Raw genomic sequence first — 16,245 nt, 5'->3', positions numbered from 1 at the left:
TTAGGCGAGGCGGACGCGCGGGTCGATGAGGGCGTAGACGGCGTCGACGACGATGTTGAACACGACGATCGCGGCGGCGGCCACCAGCGTCACACCGAGCAGCATCGGCAGGTCGTTGTCCTTGACGGCCTTCACCGAGACGGCGCCAAGGCCGTGCAGGCCGAACGTCGCCTCTGTGATGACCGCGCCGCCGAGCAGCGTGCCGAGGTCCAGGCCGAGGATCGTCACGATCGGGCCCATCGCGCCGCGCCAGGCGAACCGGAAGAACACGGTGCGCGAAGCGAGGCCCTTGGCGCGGGCGGTGCGGACGTAGTCCTCGCTCAGCGTCTCGACCAGCTGGGAGCGGGTCATACGGGTGTAGTTGGCGGTGAAGATGATCGCCAGCACGAACCACGGCAGCAGAAAGCCTCCGAACCAGGCTCCGGGATTGTCTGTGAAACCGGAGTTGTCGTTCGGGCGGGGCAGGATGCCCCACTCGTCGGAGAGGTAGAACATCGCGACGATGCCGACGATGTAGATCTGCAGCGACGAACCGATCAGCGAGGCCGAGGAGGCGATCTTGTCCAGCGCCTTGCCCTGCTTGACGGCGGCGATCATGCCGGTGCCGACACCGAAGACGAAGAAGACGACCGCGCTGCCCAGAGCCAGGGAGATCGTGGTCGGGAAGCGGTCCAGGATGATGCCCGTGACCGGCTCACGGTTGATGAACGAGTAGCCGAGGCAGGGCGCGTTGCAGTGCCCGAACGACGCGTAGTCGCGGCCCGCGAAGACGCCTTCGAGCCAGTGCCAGTACTGCACCGGCAGCGGATCGTCGATCCCCAGGTTGTGCTTGACCAGCGCCAGAGTCTGAGGCGTGCAGACCTTGCCGCAGGCGACCCGGGCTGGGTCACGCGGAGCGACGTAGAAGAGGAAGAAGGTGATGGCACTGATGATCAGCAGGATCACCGCTGCGCCGATTGTCCGGCGGACGAGGAAGCGGAACATGGCGATGGGATTCCCTGGGCGACGCCGTGGTGGGGGCGGAGGGGAGTGGGCGGGGGCACCGGTGAGCGGTGCCCCCGCCCCTGGACTGGCTTGGGCGTCAGGCCTTCACGTACAGCTTGTACATGATGAACGCCGAGAACTGCGGGTCGAACAGCGCACCGCCGACCTTCGAGCCGTGCAGGTAGAACCGGCGCTGGAAGGTTTCGGGGATGATCGGCGCCAGCTCCGTCATGATCTTCTTGTCCAGCGCCTCCCAGGCCTCGCCGGCCTTCTTCGGGTCGGCGATGACCGCGTTCTTCTTGATCGCGTCGTTGACCCAGCCGACATTCAGCTGCGAGACGTTGTTGGAGCCGTTGGCGATGGTGGCGCCGTCGAACAGCGGCTGCATGACGGTGTAACCGGTCGGCCAGTCCGGGGACCAGCCGAACCACATCACGTCGAAGCTGTTGTTGATCTGCTGGGCCTGGTCGTAGTAGCTGGTGGAGTCCACCGGCTTGACGACCGGGTCGAAGCCCGCCGCCTTCAGGGCGTTGGTGATGACGACCGCGGTCTTCTCGTAGGCGTCGTTGCCGCCCTTGGGGTAGGTGTAGACGATCTTCTGACCGACCTTGCCGGCCTCCTTCAGCAGCGCCTTGGCCTTCTCCGGGTCGCCCTGCGGCTTCTTCAGCTTGCCGTAGACGTCCTGGTGCTCGTAGCCGAGGATGTCGGGGCTGATGACGGAGGTCGCGTAGTCACCGGCGGACGGACCGCCGTAGATGCGGCGGATCTGCTCCAGCGGCCAGGCGTAGTTGAGGGCCTGACGCACCTTCGGGTCGGTGATCCGCTTGCAGTTGATGGCGTAGTAGTACAGGCCGGTGAGCAGGCCGTTGATGGTCCGCGCCTTCAGCTGGGGGTCACCGAGGACCTTCTGCATACGCTCGGCCGGGACACCGCTGTAAGCCATGACCGCGTACTGGTCGTCGCCGCTCTCCGCGATCAGCCGGTCGGTGGCCGCCAGGGCCTCGTAGCCGAACTGGAAGGTGAAGCTGTCCGGGTAGGCGTTGCGGATCGCGTCCGTCGCCGGGTCCCAGTGAGGGTTGCGCACCAGCTTCAGGGACTTGTCGACGGAGTGCTGGGCGATCTTGTACGGGCCGGCGGAGACCGGGTCCTTGTCGTACTTGTCCTTGGTGTCGTGGCTGACCGGAACGGCGCCGTAGGAGTGCATCGCCAGCGTGAAGTTGAGGTCCGGACGCTGGACCTTCAGCTTCAGCGTGATGGTCTTCGTCTTGTCGTCGGTGACGATGGAGTCCAGGTGCTGGCCGCTGAACGGGCCCTTGTACTTGGACCGGAAGTCGGTGGAGCCGACGAGCGCGGTCTGGACGTACTGCGCACCCTCGGTGGTGAAGCTGGCGAAGCCGCGCTCGATGCCGTGGCGGACGTCCTCGACGGTCAGCTCACTGCCGTCATCCCACTTCAGACCGTCCTTCAGGGTGAAGGTCCAGGTCTTGCCGCCGTCGGACACGGTGCCGGCGTCGGTCGCGAGGTCACCCACCAGCTTCATGGAGCCGTCGGAGGCGATCTTGTAGCCGGTCAGGGTACGGACGTAGAGGTTCGCGATGGTGGAGTTCCACGCGAAGTAGATCCGCTGCGGGTCCAGGTGGGAGAAGTCGTCCTTGCTGAGGCCGATGATGTTGCCGCCCTTGCGCGCACCCGGGATCTCGGGGGCGGGACCGGTCGAGTCCTCCTTGGTGCCGACGACCACAGAACCGGTGTATTTGTCCGTGCCGGCGTGGGAGGAGTTGCCGCTGTTCCCGCCACCTCCGCCGCTGCTGCACGCGGAGAGGACCATGGAGCCGCCGGCCGCGACCGACGTGGCGATGACGAAGTTTCTGCGGGAAAGGGACATGGCTTCCTGCTCTTGTCGAGGAGAGATACGGGCTGCTCCGGCGGGCCCCGTCGCCCGGGCCGGAAGGTGGAACGGGAGGGTCAGCGCCCGGCCTTGGGGTCCAGCGCGTCACGCACCGAGTCGCCGAGGAGGTTGAAGGCGATCACGAAGATCACCATCGACAGGCCCGGGAAGAGCATGTACGTGATGTCGTCCTGGTAGTACTTCGAGGCGTTCTGGACCATGACGCCCCAGTCGGGGGTGGGGTCGGAGAGGCCGACGCCCACGAAGGCCAGACCGGCCTCGGTCGTCACGTACATGGGCAGCGCCAGGGTGGCCTGGATGAGGATCGGGGTCCACAGGTTGGGCAGCAGCTCCTTGAAGATGATCCGGGCCGGTGACGCGCCGGTGACCTTGGAGGCCTCGACGAACTCCCGCTCGCGCAGGGCGAGTACCTCACCGCGCAGCAGTCGGGCGATGGGCGCCCAGCCGAACACTGTCATGATGAGGATCAGTGACGTGACGGTGAGCCAGACCGGGGTCGCCTCGTCGGGCGCGACCAGGATGGTGAGCAGCACCGGGAAGAAGCCGATGAAGAACAGCATCTGCGGGAAGGCCAGCAGGATGTCGATGATCCGGCCGACGAAGTAGTCCGTCCTGCCGCCGAGGTAGCCGGCGGTGATGCCGATGACCACACCGAAGAATGCCACCAGCAGGGTCGTCGCCGTCGCGATCAGCAGCGAGTTTCGGATGCCGTAGAGCAGGAACGTGAAGACGTCCCGGCCGAGCTGGGGGTCGATGCCGAACCAGAAGTCGCCGCCAATGCCCCCGTTGGGCTTCGCCGGGAAGCCGAAGTCGTTCAGCAGGGTGGGGTCGTTCTGGCCGTACGTGGTGTACGGATCCTTCCCGTACACCTTGGCAATGAGCGGCGCAAAGATGCCGATGACGAAGAAGAAGATCACCACAAAGCCGGAAATGACGCCCGTCCGGTCCCGCTTGAAGCGGGTCCAGGCCAGCCGTCCCGGAGAGCGGCTCTCGGTGCCCTTGGGGGTGCCGGGCTTCGCCGATGCGGCGCTGTCTTCGTCGGTCACCTCGAGTGCGGCGGCCGGGGAAGGGGATGCGGGGGTGGTCATGATGCTCCGTGCCTTGTGGGTCAAGGCTCCGCAGGGCGCTCCCCTACGGGCTACGCCGGACTTTTTCAACGCAATTCATTCAAGGTCAATAAATTCTCGGTCCCCTTGGTTGCCTATTTACCTTCTTTACTCGGCGTTGACTGTTCCGTAGCTACGCGGGTAGCGCGCTGTAATCAATCCGTGCTTCACATTGGACCAACTGGACCAATCGGGCAATGAGTTCGATATGCGGACGGTGGTATGCCGAAATGCGTACATCGGCACGTCGCAATCCAACGTTTCGGCATCGTTACACGAAGATCTGTTGCGCGGCACGCGGAAGATCGTCTGAGTGACCCCCGCCCGGCCGTCCGCCTTCGCCTCGGCCGGATGCCTGCATTCGGATGACGTGTCCCTCTAAAGGCCGCTCAATCGGTCGGCGGGCATGCAATACGCGGCACATGAGTCGATATTGACCGGTATCGGTTCTGTGATCGCGGAGGAGGCAGCCATGCGGGGACGCGCGCACGCCCGATGGGCCGCCTGCGTGATCGCCGCTGGGCTGCTGGCCACCGCCTGCGGGGGCGGTCAGGGCTTCGGCGGGGCCGGGGTGCTGACCTCCTCCTGGGGCGATCCGCAGAACCCGCTGGAGCCCGCCAACACCAATGAGGTCCAGGGCGGCAAGGTCCTCGACATGGTCTTCCGGGGCCTGAAGAAGTACGACCCGAGGACCGGCAAGGCCCGGAACATGCTCGCCGAGCGCATCGACACCCCGGACTCGCGGAACTTCACCATCAAGCTGAAGGGCGGCTGGACCTTCTCCAACGGCGAGAAGGTGACCGCCCGCTCCTTCGTGGACGCCTGGAACTACGGGGCCAGTCTGAAGCACAACCAGAAGAACGCGTACTTCTTCGGCTACATCGAGGGCTACGACAAGGTCCACCCCGACAGCGGCCCGCAGACCGCCGGCACCCTGTCCGGGCTCAAGGTCACCGGCCCCAGGACGTTCACCGTCCGGCTCAACCAGAAGTTCTCCAGCTTCCCCGACACCCTCGGCTACGCCGCCTACGCACCCCTCCCGCGCGCCTTCTACGCCGACCACGCCGCCTGGGTGAACAAGCCGATCGGCAACGGGCCCTACCAGATCGCGTCGTACACCAAGGGCTCCGCCATGTCCCTGAAGAAGTGGGACGCCTACCCCGGCCCCGACCCGGCCCGGAACGCCGGCGTGACCCTGCTGGTGTACACCGACAACAACACCGCCTACACCGATGTGCTGGCCGGCAACCTCGACCTCGTCGACGACGTGCCCGCCACCCAGCTCAAGAACGTCCACACCGACCTGAACGGCCGCTACATCAACACCCCGGCCGGCATCCTGCAGACCCTGGCCTTCCCGTATTACGACCCGAAGTGGAACACCCCCGGGGCGCGCATGGTCCGCACGGGTCTGTCCATGGCGATCAACCGCAAACAGATCACCCAGACCATCTTCCGGGGCACCCGCACCCCGGCCACCGACTGGACCTCCCCGGTGCTCGGCGCGGCCGGCGGCTACCAGGCCGGACTGTGCGGCCACGCCTGTGACTACGACCCCGCCGAGGCCAGGAAGCTGATCCAGGAGGGCGGCGGGATCCCCGGCGGGCGGCTCAAGATCACCTACAACGCGGACACGGGCTCGCACAAACAGTGGGTGGATGCCGTGTGCAACTCCATCAACAACGCGCTCGACAACGACCAGGCCTGCGTCGGCAACCCGATCGGCACCTTCGCCGACTTCCGCAACCAGACCACGGGGCACAAGATGTCCGGTCCCTTCCGGGCCGGCTGGCAGATGGACTACCCGTTGATCCAGAACTTCCTGCAGCCGCTGTACTACACGGGCGCCTCCTCCAACGACGGCCTGTGGTCGAACAAGCAGTTCGACCGGCTCGTCGACCGGGCCAACGCCGAGACCGACCGGGCCGCCGCCGTCCGACTCTTCCAGCAGGCCGAGGGGGTCGTCCGCGACAACATGGCGGCCATCCCGCTCTGGTACCAGAACGGCAGCGCCGGCTACTCCGCCCGGCTGTCCCATGTCGCGCTCAACCCCTTCAGCGTCCCCGTCTACAACGAGATCAAGGTCGGCTGAGCGGCCATGGGACGCTATGTCGCGCGGCGACTGCTCCAGATGGTCCCGGTGTTCATCGGGTCGACCCTGCTGATCTTCCTGATGGTGAACGTGATGGGCGACCCCATCGCCGGCCTGTGCGGCGAGCGGGCCTGCGATCCGGCGACGGCCGCCCAGCTGAAGCGGGAGTTCGGCTTGGACAAGCCGCTCTGGCAGCAGTACGCGACCTATATGGGCAACCTCTTCACCGGTGACTTCGGCACCGCCTTCAACGGTCAGAAGGTCACCGAGCTGATGGGATCGGCGTTCCCCGTCACCATCCGGCTCACGGTCGTCGCCATCCTCTTCGAGATCCTCATCGGCGTGACGCTGGGCGTGCTGACGGGCCTCAGGCGCGGCCGGCCCGTCGACACCGGGGTGCTGCTGGGCACCCTGGTGGTGATCTCCGTGCCCACCTTCGTCACCGGTCTGCTGCTCCAACTGCTGCTCGGCATCAAGTGGCAGTGGATCAGCCCGTCCGTCCGCTACGGCAGTTTCGACGAGCTGATCGTGCCCGGCCTGGTCCTCGCCTCCGTCTCCCTCGCCTATGTCACCCGGCTCACCCGTACCTCCATCGCGGAGAACAAGCGGTCCGACTACGTACGTACGGCGGTCGCCAAGGGCCTGCCCCGGCACCGGGTGATCGTCCGGCACCTGCTGCGCAACTCGCTGATCCCCGTGGTCACGTTCATCGGCGCCGACATCGGCGCGCTGATGGGCGGTGCGATCGTCACCGAGCGGATCTTCAACATCCACGGCGTGGGCTTCCAGCTCTATCAGGGCATCCTGCGCCAGAACACCCAGACGGTCGTCGGCTTCGTGACCGTCCTCGTCCTTGTCTTCCTCGTCGCCAACCTCCTCGTCGATCTCCTGTACGCCGTACTCGACCCGAGGATCCGCTATGCCTGAGCAGCCGCACGAGCCCGAGGGGGCGATCGCCGGGACCGGTATGGGAGGGGCGATGGACCTGGGCGCGAGCGAGGCGGCGACCCTGGAGCGCACTCCTGGTGGACCGCGGGGCACGGGCCCGGCAGCCAAGCCTCGCAGCCTCTGGTCGGACGCGTGGCGGGACCTGCGGCGCAACCCGGTGTTCCTCGTCTCCGGGCTGGTCATCCTCTTCCTCGTCCTCATCTCCCTGTGGCCCTCGGCGATCGCCTCCGGCAGCCCTCTGAAGTGCGACCTCGCCAAGGCCCAGGACGGCGCGGGCCCAGGCGCGCCCTTCGGCTACGACGGTCAGGGCTGCAACGTCTACACGCGCACGGTGTACGGCGCCCGTACGTCCGTCACGGTCGGCGTGCTGGCGACGCTCGGGGTGGCCGTCGCCGGGTCGGTACTGGGGGCCCTGGCGGGCTACTTCGGCGGCGTCTGGGACTCGATCCTGTCCCGGGTCACCGACATCTTCTTCGCGATCCCGGTGGTCCTCGGCGGTCTCGTCCTGCTGTCGGTGGTGACGAGCAACACCGTCTGGCCGGTCATCGGGTTCATGGTGCTGCTCGGCTGGCCGCAGATCTCGCGTATCGCGCGCGGCTCGGTCATCACCGCCAAACAGAACGACTACGTCCAGGCCGCCCGCGCCCTCGGCGCCTCCGACTCCCGCATCCTGCTGCGCCACATCGCCCCGAACGCCGTAGCGCCCGTGATCGTGGTGGCGACCATCGCGCTGGGCACGTACATCGCGCTGGAGGCGACCTTGTCGTATCTCGGCGTCGGCCTCAAACCGCCCAGCGTCTCCTGGGGCATCGACATCTCCGCCGCGTCCCCCTACGTCCGCAACGCCCCCCACGCCCTCCTGTGGCCCTCGGGCGCCCTGGCCGTCACGGTGCTGGCCTTCATCATGCTCGGCGACGCGATCCGCGACGCTCTCGATCCGAAGTTGAGGTGATGGGGCGTGCTGGAGGAAACACCAGGTGTGCCTGGGGAGTGCGCTGCCCGTCGCCGGTCTGCTTCCGGCATGCCGTCGGCGCGGGGCCGAGGTGGCTTCGGTCCGAGGGTGAGGTGATGGGCTCGTGCTGCTCGAAGTGCGGGAGCTGCAGGTGGAGTTCCGGACCCAGGACGGGGTCGCGCATGCCGTCAACGGGGTGAGTTACGAGGTCGATGCGGGGGAGACGCTTGCCGTGCTGGGGGAGTCGGGGTCGGGCAAGTCCGTCACCGCGCAGGCCGTGATGGGGATTCTCGACATGCCGCCGGGCAGGATCACCGGCGGACAGATTCTCTTCCAGGGGCAGGATCTGCTGAAGCTGAGGGAAGAGGAGCGGCGGAAGATCCGGGGCGCCGGGATGGCGATGATCTTCCAGGACGCCCTGTCGGCTCTCAACCCCGTCATCTCTGTGGGGGATCAGCTGGGCGAGATGTTCGTCGTGCACCGCGGGATGTCGGCGAGGGACGCGCGGGCCAAGGCCGTCGAGCTGATGGAGCGGGTGCGCATCCCGGCTGCCGCCCAGCGGGTGCGTGACTATCCGCACCAGTTCTCCGGCGGTATGCGCCAGCGCATCATGATCGCCATGGCGCTGGCCCTGGAACCGGCGCTCATCATCGCCGACGAGCCCACCACCGCGCTGGACGTCACCGTGCAGGCCCAGGTCATGGACCTGCTCGCGGAGTTGCAGCGCGAGTACCACATGGGGCTGATCCTCATCACCCATGATCTGGGCGTCGTGGCGGACGTGGCCGACCGGATCGCCGTGATGTACGCCGGGAAGATCGTCGAGTCGGCGCCCGTGCGTGACATCTACAAGGCGCCCGCCCACCCCTACACCCGCGGCCTGCTGGACTCCATCCCGCGCCTGGACCAGAAGGGACAGGAGCTGTACGCCATCAAGGGCCTGCCGCCGAACCTGATGGACATCCCGCCCGGCTGCTCCTTCCACCCGCGCTGCCCGATGGCCCAGGACGTCTGCCGCACCGACGAACCCCCGCTGTACGAGGTCTCCGACGTGCGCGGCAGCGCCTGCCATTTCTGGAGGGAGTGCCTGAATGGCTGAGCCGATCCTCGAAGTGACCGGGCTCGTCAAGCACTATCCGCTGACCCGGGGCATCCTGTTCAAGAAGCAGATCGGCGCGGTGAAGGCCGTCGACGGCGTCGACTTCACGCTCGGCAAGGGCGAAACCCTAGGCATCGTCGGCGAGTCGGGCTGCGGCAAGTCGACGGTCGCCAAGATGCTCTGCAGCCTGGAGCGCCCGACGGCCGGCTCCATCAGATTCAAGGGCGAGGACATCACCAAGCTGTCCGGCCGTGCGCTGAAGGCCGTACGCCGCGACATCCAGATGGTCTTCCAGGACCCGTACACCTCCCTCAACCCCCGGATGACGGTCGGCGACATCATCGGGGAGCCGTATGACATCCACCCCGAGGTCGCGCCCAAGGGCGACCGCCGCCGCAGGGTCCAGGAGCTGCTGGACGTGGTCGGCCTCAACCCGGAGTACGTCAACCGCTACCCGCACCAGTTCTCCGGCGGCCAGCGCCAACGCATCGGAATTGCACGCGGGTTGGCCCTCCGTCCCGCGATCATCGTCGCCGACGAACCCGTGTCCGCCCTCGACGTCTCGGTCCAGGCCCAGGTCATCAACCTCCTGGACCGGCTGCAGTCGGAGTTCGACCTGTCCTACGTCTTCATCGCGCACGACCTGTCCATCGTCCGGCACATCTCCGACCGGGTGGGGGTGATGTACCTGGGCCGGATCGTGGAGATCGGCCGGGAGCCCGAGATCTACGACCACCCCACCCACCCCTACACCCAGGCGCTGCTCTCCGCGGTCCCGGTCCCGGACCCCGAGGCGCGCGAACACCGCGAGCGGATCATCCTCACCGGGGACGTGCCGTCCCCGACAAACATCCCCTCCGGCTGCCGCTTCCGCACCCGCTGCTGGAAGGCGCAGGAGCGGTGTGTCGTGGAGGTCCCGGCCCTGGCGGTCCCGGACGTGTTCCGGGGCATGTCGGGGCCCGCGGCCCATGACTCGGCCTGCCACTTCGCCGAGGAGAAGCAGGTGGTCCGGGCGGAGGGGGAGACGCAGGGGGAGTAGGAGCGTACGGCAACGGGCCGGGACGACATGGCGCGTCCCGGCCCGTTCACGGCACCCGCACGGCCGTACGCTGATCAGCCTCCCGCGTCCGTATATCGGTACCGCTTCGGCGAAGTTGCCTGCGTGTTAACGCAGTTGATGCTCATTTGTCCCCGCCTGGCAGTGAACGCCGCAGGAAGTCAAGCTGCAGCCGCAGCAGGTTCTCCGCGACGGTCTCCTGCGGGGTCATGTGCGTCACCCCGGACAGCGGCAGCACCTCGTGCGGGCGGCCCGCGGCGAGCAGTGCGGAGGACAGCCGCAGGGAGTGCGCGACGACGACGTTGTCGTCCGCCAGCCCGTGGATGATCATCATCGGGCGGTGCGGCTCCGCCGGGTCGACCAGGCCGGCGTCGTCGATCACCGAGTTGCGGCGGTAGACCTCCGGCTGCTGGTCCGGGAGGCCGAGATAGCGCTCCTGGTAGTGGGTGTCGTACAGCCGCAGATCGGTGACCGGGGCGCCGACGACCGCCGTGTGGAAGACGTCCGGGCGGCGCAGCGCCGCCAGCGCCGCCAGATAGCCGCCGAAGGACCAGCCGCGGATCGCCACCCGGCCGAGGTCCAGCGGGAACTGTTCGGCGAGCGCGTGCAGCGCGTCCACCTGGTCCTGCAGTACGGTGGCGGCCACCTCGTCCCGGATCGACTTCTCCCAGGCCGGCGAGCGCCCCGGCGTGCCCCGGCCGTCGGCCACGATCACCGCGAAACCCTGGTCGGCGAACCACTGCGAGGTGAGGTGGGGGTTGTGCGCGGCGAGCACGCGCTGGCCGTGCGGGCCGCCGTAGGGGTCCATGAGGACGGGCAGGGGAGTGTCACCGTGGTAGTCCCGTGGCATAAGCACGGCGCACGGAATTCGGCGTGCGCCCCCTTGGGTGAGGGTCACCCGCGGGGACAAACCGGGATCTTCGGCGTACGACCGGACAGTTGCCGTCGGTTTTCCGTCACTCAGCACCTGGGCCCGGGTGCCCGGGCGGTCCGGTGTCGCGGACACGAGGACCGTCACACCGCCGGCCCGTACCGCCGTGTGCACGCCCGGCTCCTGCGATACGCGCTCCACGCCCAGTTCGTTCACCCGGTACACATGGACTTCGCCAATCTCCGGCTCCTGGGCCTCCTCGCCCGCAGAGGCGGAAACCAGTACGTCCTCCGGACCCACGTCCAGGACGGCACGCAGGTGCAACTGGCCGCTGGTCAAAGGCCGTTCGCCGACCGCCAGCACTCGGGCGCCGCCCTCGTCCGCGATGCGGACAAGCTGCCCTGAGGGGCTCCAGCAGGGCACTCCAGCGAACAATTCAAGCCAACCTGGATCTTCATCCGCGTGCACCATCCGGGTGGCCCCCGTCTCCGGGTCCACCGCCAGGAACAGCTGGCTGCGCTGGTCCCGCGCCTGCACCAGCAACAGCGGCGCACCTGCCGCTGACCAGTGCACATGGGCCAGATACGGATAGCGGGACCGGTCCCACGCCACCTCGCTGCGCTCCCCGTCGAGGCCGACGACGAACAGCCGTACGTCCGCGTTCGGTGTGCCCGCCGCCGGGTACGCGATGTTGAGTGGCTCACGCTCCGGGTGGGCCGGGTCCGCGATCCACCACCGCCGTACCGGCGTGTCGTCCACGCGCGCCACGAGCAGCCGGCGCCCGTCCGGCGCCCACCAGAAACCGCGCGCACGCCCCATCTCCTCGGCCGCAACGAACTCGGCCAGGCCGTAGGTGATCTGCTCCGACTCCGGCTCGGCGAGCGCCCGGTCGTCCTCGCCCTCGGCGCCCACGACCCGCAGCGCACCCCGCGCGACATACGCGATGTGCCGGCCGTCGGGGGCGGGACGCGGGTCGATCACCGGTCCCGGGACCCGGAGTTCACGTGTCGTGCCGGCCCGCAGCTCGGCCGTGAAAAGCCGCCCTGACAAGGCGAAAGACGCCAACTCCAGGGCGGTGTCGGTGGCATAGCCGACGATGCCGGCACCCCCCTCCCGGCTGCGCTCACGGCGCGCCCGCTCCTCGGTCGAGAGTTCTTCGGAGGCGCCGCCGAGCAGGGTGCCCGGATCGGCCGCCGGGCGTTCCGTGCCCTCCGGGAGGTCCATGATCCAGAGGGAGTTGGCGCGGTCGGTGCCGGAGGCGGAGCGCAGGTACGCGACACGCGAACCGTCGGGCGCCACGGTGAACGCACGCGGCGCGCCGAGCGTGAATCGCTGGGTCCTGGCGTGCCGGCGGGGGAAGGAGTCAGACTCGGTCGTCATACCCCGACCATATTGGCCATGCGCCCCCTTGTGCGGCCGTGCGCCGCGCGATGCGCGAGCACGGATAGTTATGATCACTACCGCTGTGTGGGTATGAACCTGCTGGCGTCTGCATGGATTTGCTCTACTGATCTAGATCTGGCGATCTTTGGAGGTGAGCCGCCGTGGCACTCTCGATTTCGGCGGTGGTGCTGCTGGCGATCATCGTCTTCCTGTTGATCAAGAAGTCGGGACTGAAGGGCGGTCATGCCGTCATCTGCATCCTGCTCGGCTTCTATCTCGCCTCCTCGACCATCGCGCCCACGATCAGTCAACTCACGACGAATGTCGCGAGCATGATCGGCAGCATCAAGTTCTGAGCCGGCGGGGCCAAGTTCGGAGGAGCCCTCGCGCCCGGTGGGTCAGTTGCACCACCTTCCAACGCTGGACCAGCTCCTCGCCGGTGACCCGACCCGAAGAGGCCGAGTGCCGCGGAGGACGAGTACCGCAGGCGGTTCGCCCGGGAAGTGGCCGCAGCCCGGCGGGTGGGCGGGAGTTGGCCGGCGGCCGTGCTCGACGCCGACCCGGAGGCCGCCGTCCCCTGGTTGGCGACCCGGTACATTCCCGGACCCGATCCGCACTCCGCACTCCGTGGTCGCCAGGGACTTCGGGCCACTGCCCGAGCATCGGCCCACTCGCTCGCCAACCGGCTCGCCCTCGCCTCGCAGGCCGTGCACGGGGCCGGCCTGATCCGCCGTGGCCTCAGACCGTCCAACGTCCTCGTCGCCGCCGACGGCCCCCGCGTCATCGACTTCGGCATCGCCCGGGCGATGGACAGGCTCACCGGGAACAGTCTGCACACCCGCACCGGCATGCTGATCGGCTCGCCCGGCTTCATGCCGCCGGAACAGGTCAGAGGCTTTGAACTCACGCCCGCCAGCGATGTGTTCTGCCTCGGCGTCGCTCTTGTCCACGCGGCCACCGGACGTCTTCTCTTCGGCTCCGCGGAGACCGGCTTGAACGCCCATCTCTTCCGGGTCGCCGAGGACGAGGCGGACCTGACCGGCGTGCCCGAGTCGCGGCTCGACCTCGTCCGGGCCTGTTCGCACAAGGCCCCGGCCGAGCGGCTCACCCCTCGCCAGGCGGCGGCCGAGCGCACGACGACGGAACCGGCCGGGCACCGGCGCTTGGCCGGCGGGGTGTCGGACGGAGGCTCCGTGACCGAGCTGCCCGTCATGTCCGTCATCGGCTTCGGACTCGGCATCGCCTTCATGCCGGTTTTCTCCCTCGACACCGACACCGACGCCCCCGGCACTCCGGCGGGTCCCCGGCAGCCCTCGTCACGGCCCAGCACCTGGGCGAAGCGATCAGCTCGGCGCTGTTCTCGGCCGTGGTCCACCCCCGCCACCTCTGGTACGTGACCGTCGGTGTCCGGCTCGCTGCCCTGCTCGCCGGGCCGCTGGTCCGAACCGATGTGCCGCGCCGCGAGGACGCGAGCCGTGGCGGAGAGGGCGGAGCGGCCTCGTAGGGTGGGTCCCATGACGGAACTGCCCGATCGGCGTCTGCTGCTGGTGCACGCCCACCCGGACGACGAGTCGATCAACAACGGCGCCACGATGGCCAGGTATGCGGCCGAGGGCGCGCACGTGACCCTGGTCACCTGCACGCTCGGCGAGCGGGGCGAGGTCATCCCGCCCGGGCTGCGGCATCTGACGGGGCCCGCGCTGGGCGCCCACCGGCGCGGCGAGCTGGCCGAGGCCGTGCGCGCGCTGGGCGTGAGTGACGCCCGGCTGCTCGGCGGGGCCGGTCGGTACGGCGACTCCGGGATGATGGGCATTCCGGACAATGACGACCCCGGGTGCTTCTGGCAGGCCGATGTGGACCAGGCCGCCGGCCATCTCGTCGAGGTGATCCTGGAGGTCCGCCCCCAGGTCCTCGTCACCTACGACGACCAGGGGGGCTACGGCCACCCGGACCACATCCAGGCCCACCGCGTCGCCATGCGCGCCGTCGAACTGGCGGACCGGCACGGGCACCGGATCGACAAGGTCTACTGGAACCGCGTCCCGCGCTCCGTCGCCGAGGACTCCTTCGCCCGCCTCCAGGACGAGCTGCCCGGGCTGCCGTTCGACAAGAGCGCGTCCGTGGCCGACGTACCCGGCGTGGTGGACGACGAGCGGATCACCACGGCTGTCGACGGCGCCGCCTTCGCCGCCGCCAAGGCCGCCGCGATGCGCGCCCACGCCACCCAGATCGACGTGGCCGAGCCGTACTTCGCGCTCTCCAACGAACTGGCCCAGCCGCTGTTCACCACCGAGTACTACGAGTTGGTACGGGGCACGGCCGAGCCCGGGGAGACCGACCTGTTCGCCGGAGTCGGCCTCGGGCACGAGCACGGGCACGGACACGGGCACGGACTCCGCGTCGGTTCAGGCCCTGGCGTCGGCACCGGCATCGGCATCGAGGAGACCTCATGAGCAACACCGGACCGGGCTCGCCGCTCGCCCAGCCGCTGCAACGGCCCTCGGCTGCACGGGTTGTCGCTTATGTCGGACTCTTCCTGCTCGGTGCCGTCGTCGGTCTCGCCGGGACCCTGGTCCAGGCCGCCTGGTTCCCCGGCGGGCTGCTACTCGCCCTCGCGGGCGCGGCCGGGCTGTTCCTCGGCGGGTCGTACACCACCGGCGGCCGGGGCGGGGCGGTCGCACCCGTGGTGGGCTGGATCGTCGCCGTCATCCTGCTCACCACCGCGCGCCCCGAAGGCGACTTCCTGTTCGCCGCCGGAGGCAGCTCCTATCTCTTCCTGCTCGGCGGTATGGCGCTCGCTGTGATCTGCGCCACCGTCGGTGCCGGGCGGCAACCTCGTGACGGCCTTGCCCGACTTGGGAAGTGACGTACCACTTCGCGGTGCGGCGTGCGTGCGAGTCCGGTGTGGGTTTCCTCAGCGGTCCTGGGATAAGCGCCAGAAGTGGCCAGTATGGTGGTGCGCGCCGCCGAGCCGCCCGAGCAGTCAGGTCGTAACGGGCGGTGGAGCCAACTGGGAGAACCTGCCTTGAGTCGTGAAACTGACACTCCGTCCTCCGGGCCCAACGGGCGCGGCGGAGCCGCATACCCCTCCGGCACGCCGCCGTACGGGACCCCCATGGCTTCCGATGACGGTACGGACGCGGGCCGTTCGGCCACGCGGCCGGAGGAGAAGAAGACCGAGACCACGCTGACGACCCGGATCCGGATCAACATTCCCGGATCCCGGCCCATCCCGCCGGTCGTCGTGCGCAAGCCCGTCGGGGACTCCGACGGTGCCCGGGACGAGGCGCCCGCCGCCGACACGCGGCCCGCGCCCGACCGTACGGCCACCGCGGAGGCGCCCGCCGAGCCCGCGGCCCAGGCCGAGGAGAAGACCAGCGACTGGTTCGCGCCCCGCAAGTCCGGCGGCGGCAAGGGCGGTCCGGGCGGCGGTGGCACGAACGCGGCGGGAACGCCCAGCGGTTCCGGTGCCCCTGGCGGCTCCGGCGGTTCCGGCAGTGCCAGCGGTTCCACCCCCGCCGCCGGTGTGCCGGGCACCCGTACGGGTGGTCCGGGAGCATCCGGTGCCTCCGGTGGCACCGGCGCACGCTCCGGCGGTGGCCGTCCCGGCGGTGTGGTCGGCTCCATGAGCGTCCCGGGCGCCTCCCGCTCGGGCACCACGAACGGCAAGGGCCTGCCCGGCGCCACCGGCGGCCCGGTCGCCCCCGGGCACGGCGGCGGCACCGGCTCCTTCGACGTGACCGAGGCACTGGCCGGGGGCCCGCTGGGCGGCGGCTCCCGCCCCGGCGCGTCCGGCGGCGAACGCAGCCGTGACGACCTGCCGTACTTCTCGGAGAACGCCGGG

At 68.9% G+C, this 16,245-nt stretch carries 13 protein-coding genes and 1 pseudogene; 10 read left to right on the top strand and 4 right to left on the bottom strand.

Annotated features, from left to right (window positions below; all coding sequences use genetic code 11):
* The 3 genes from M878_RS63890 to M878_RS63880 all read right to left on the bottom strand — a co-directional run bounded on the left by M878_RS63890 (position 1) and on the right by M878_RS63880 (position 3,981).
* The gene (locus M878_RS63890) at positions 1-984 is read right to left on the bottom strand and encodes an ABC transporter permease (protein WP_023546994.1); all 984 of its coding nucleotides are present in this window, start codon (positions 982-984) and stop codon (positions 1-3) included.
* A 97-nt stretch (positions 985-1,081) separates the two neighbouring features.
* A complete protein-coding gene (locus M878_RS63885; protein WP_023546993.1) occupies positions 1,082-2,869 on the bottom strand; it encodes an ABC transporter substrate-binding protein in 1,788 nt (595 codons plus the stop codon).
* Positions 2,870-2,949: 80 nt separating this feature from the next.
* Complete coding sequence (locus M878_RS63880) at positions 2,950-3,981, bottom strand: ABC transporter permease (protein ID WP_031224926.1); 1,032 nt, start codon at positions 3,979-3,981, stop codon at positions 2,950-2,952.
* Positions 3,982-4,471: 490 nt separating this feature from the next.
* Here M878_RS63880 and M878_RS63875 point away from each other — a divergent pair, with 490 nt between their 5' ends.
* The 5 genes from M878_RS63875 to M878_RS63855 all read left to right on the top strand — a co-directional run bounded on the left by M878_RS63875 (position 4,472) and on the right by M878_RS63855 (position 10,129).
* Entirely contained in the window at positions 4,472-6,091 is a 1,620-nt protein-coding gene (locus tag M878_RS63875) for a peptide ABC transporter substrate-binding protein (protein WP_031224925.1), read from the top strand.
* A 6-nt stretch (positions 6,092-6,097) separates the two neighbouring features.
* Entirely contained in the window at positions 6,098-7,018 is a 921-nt protein-coding gene (locus M878_RS63870) for an ABC transporter permease (RefSeq protein ID WP_023546990.1), read from the top strand.
* Positions 7,011-7,991: an ABC transporter permease gene (locus M878_RS63865; RefSeq protein ID WP_023546989.1), complete on the top strand. Its 981-nt coding sequence runs from the start codon at positions 7,011-7,013 to the stop codon at positions 7,989-7,991. The genes M878_RS63870 and M878_RS63865 overlap by 8 nt, the downstream gene beginning before the upstream one ends.
* 124 nt (positions 7,992-8,115) lie before the next feature.
* Positions 8,116-9,090 (top strand): ABC transporter ATP-binding protein, encoded by a 975-nt coding sequence (locus M878_RS63860; RefSeq protein WP_023546988.1) that lies wholly within the window; start codon positions 8,116-8,118, stop codon positions 9,088-9,090.
* Positions 9,083-10,129, top strand: coding sequence for an ABC transporter ATP-binding protein (locus M878_RS63855; protein ID WP_023546987.1), 1,047 nt, complete (start codon positions 9,083-9,085; stop codon positions 10,127-10,129). The genes M878_RS63860 and M878_RS63855 overlap by 8 nt, the downstream gene beginning before the upstream one ends.
* Positions 10,130-10,271: 142 nt before the next feature.
* On the opposite strand, the gene M878_RS63850 is transcribed toward M878_RS63855, so the two are convergent.
* Entirely contained in the window at positions 10,272-12,398 is a 2,127-nt protein-coding gene (locus M878_RS63850; RefSeq protein ID WP_023546986.1) for a S9 family peptidase, read from the bottom strand.
* 164 nt (positions 12,399-12,562) lie between these two features.
* Here M878_RS63850 and M878_RS63845 point away from each other — a divergent pair, with 164 nt between their 5' ends.
* The 5 genes and pseudogenes from M878_RS63845 to M878_RS63830 all read left to right on the top strand — a co-directional run.
* Positions 12,563-12,757 (top strand): hypothetical protein, encoded by a 195-nt coding sequence (locus M878_RS63845; protein ID WP_023546985.1) that lies wholly within the window; start codon positions 12,563-12,565, stop codon positions 12,755-12,757.
* Positions 12,758-12,904: 147 nt separating this feature from the next.
* Positions 12,905-13,798 carry a protein kinase domain-containing protein gene (locus M878_RS47850; protein ID WP_078630283.1) on the top strand — a complete coding sequence of 298 codons (894 nt, stop codon included), beginning with the start codon at positions 12,905-12,907 and terminating at the stop codon, positions 13,796-13,798.
* A 117-nt stretch (positions 13,799-13,915) separates the two neighbouring features.
* Positions 13,916-14,854, top strand: a complete 939-nt coding sequence (mshB, locus tag M878_RS63840; RefSeq protein ID WP_023546983.1) for an N-acetyl-1-D-myo-inositol-2-amino-2-deoxy-alpha-D-glucopyranoside deacetylase — start codon at positions 13,916-13,918, stop codon at positions 14,852-14,854.
* Positions 14,851-15,267 (top strand): DUF6113 family protein, encoded by a 417-nt coding sequence (locus M878_RS63835; protein WP_023546982.1) that lies wholly within the window; start codon positions 14,851-14,853, stop codon positions 15,265-15,267. The genes mshB and M878_RS63835 overlap by 4 nt, the downstream gene beginning before the upstream one ends.
* Before the next feature lie 159 nt (positions 15,268-15,426).
* Positions 15,427-16,245 (top strand): annotated as a pseudogene (locus tag M878_RS63830) (hypothetical protein); the annotation flags it as partial.

The organism is Streptomyces roseochromogenus subsp. oscitans DS 12.976 (assembly GCF_000497445.1).
Classification (GTDB): Bacteria; Actinomycetota; Actinomycetes; order Streptomycetales; family Streptomycetaceae; genus Streptomyces; species Streptomyces oscitans.
This window is presented reverse-complemented; position numbering and strand designations above follow the sequence as displayed.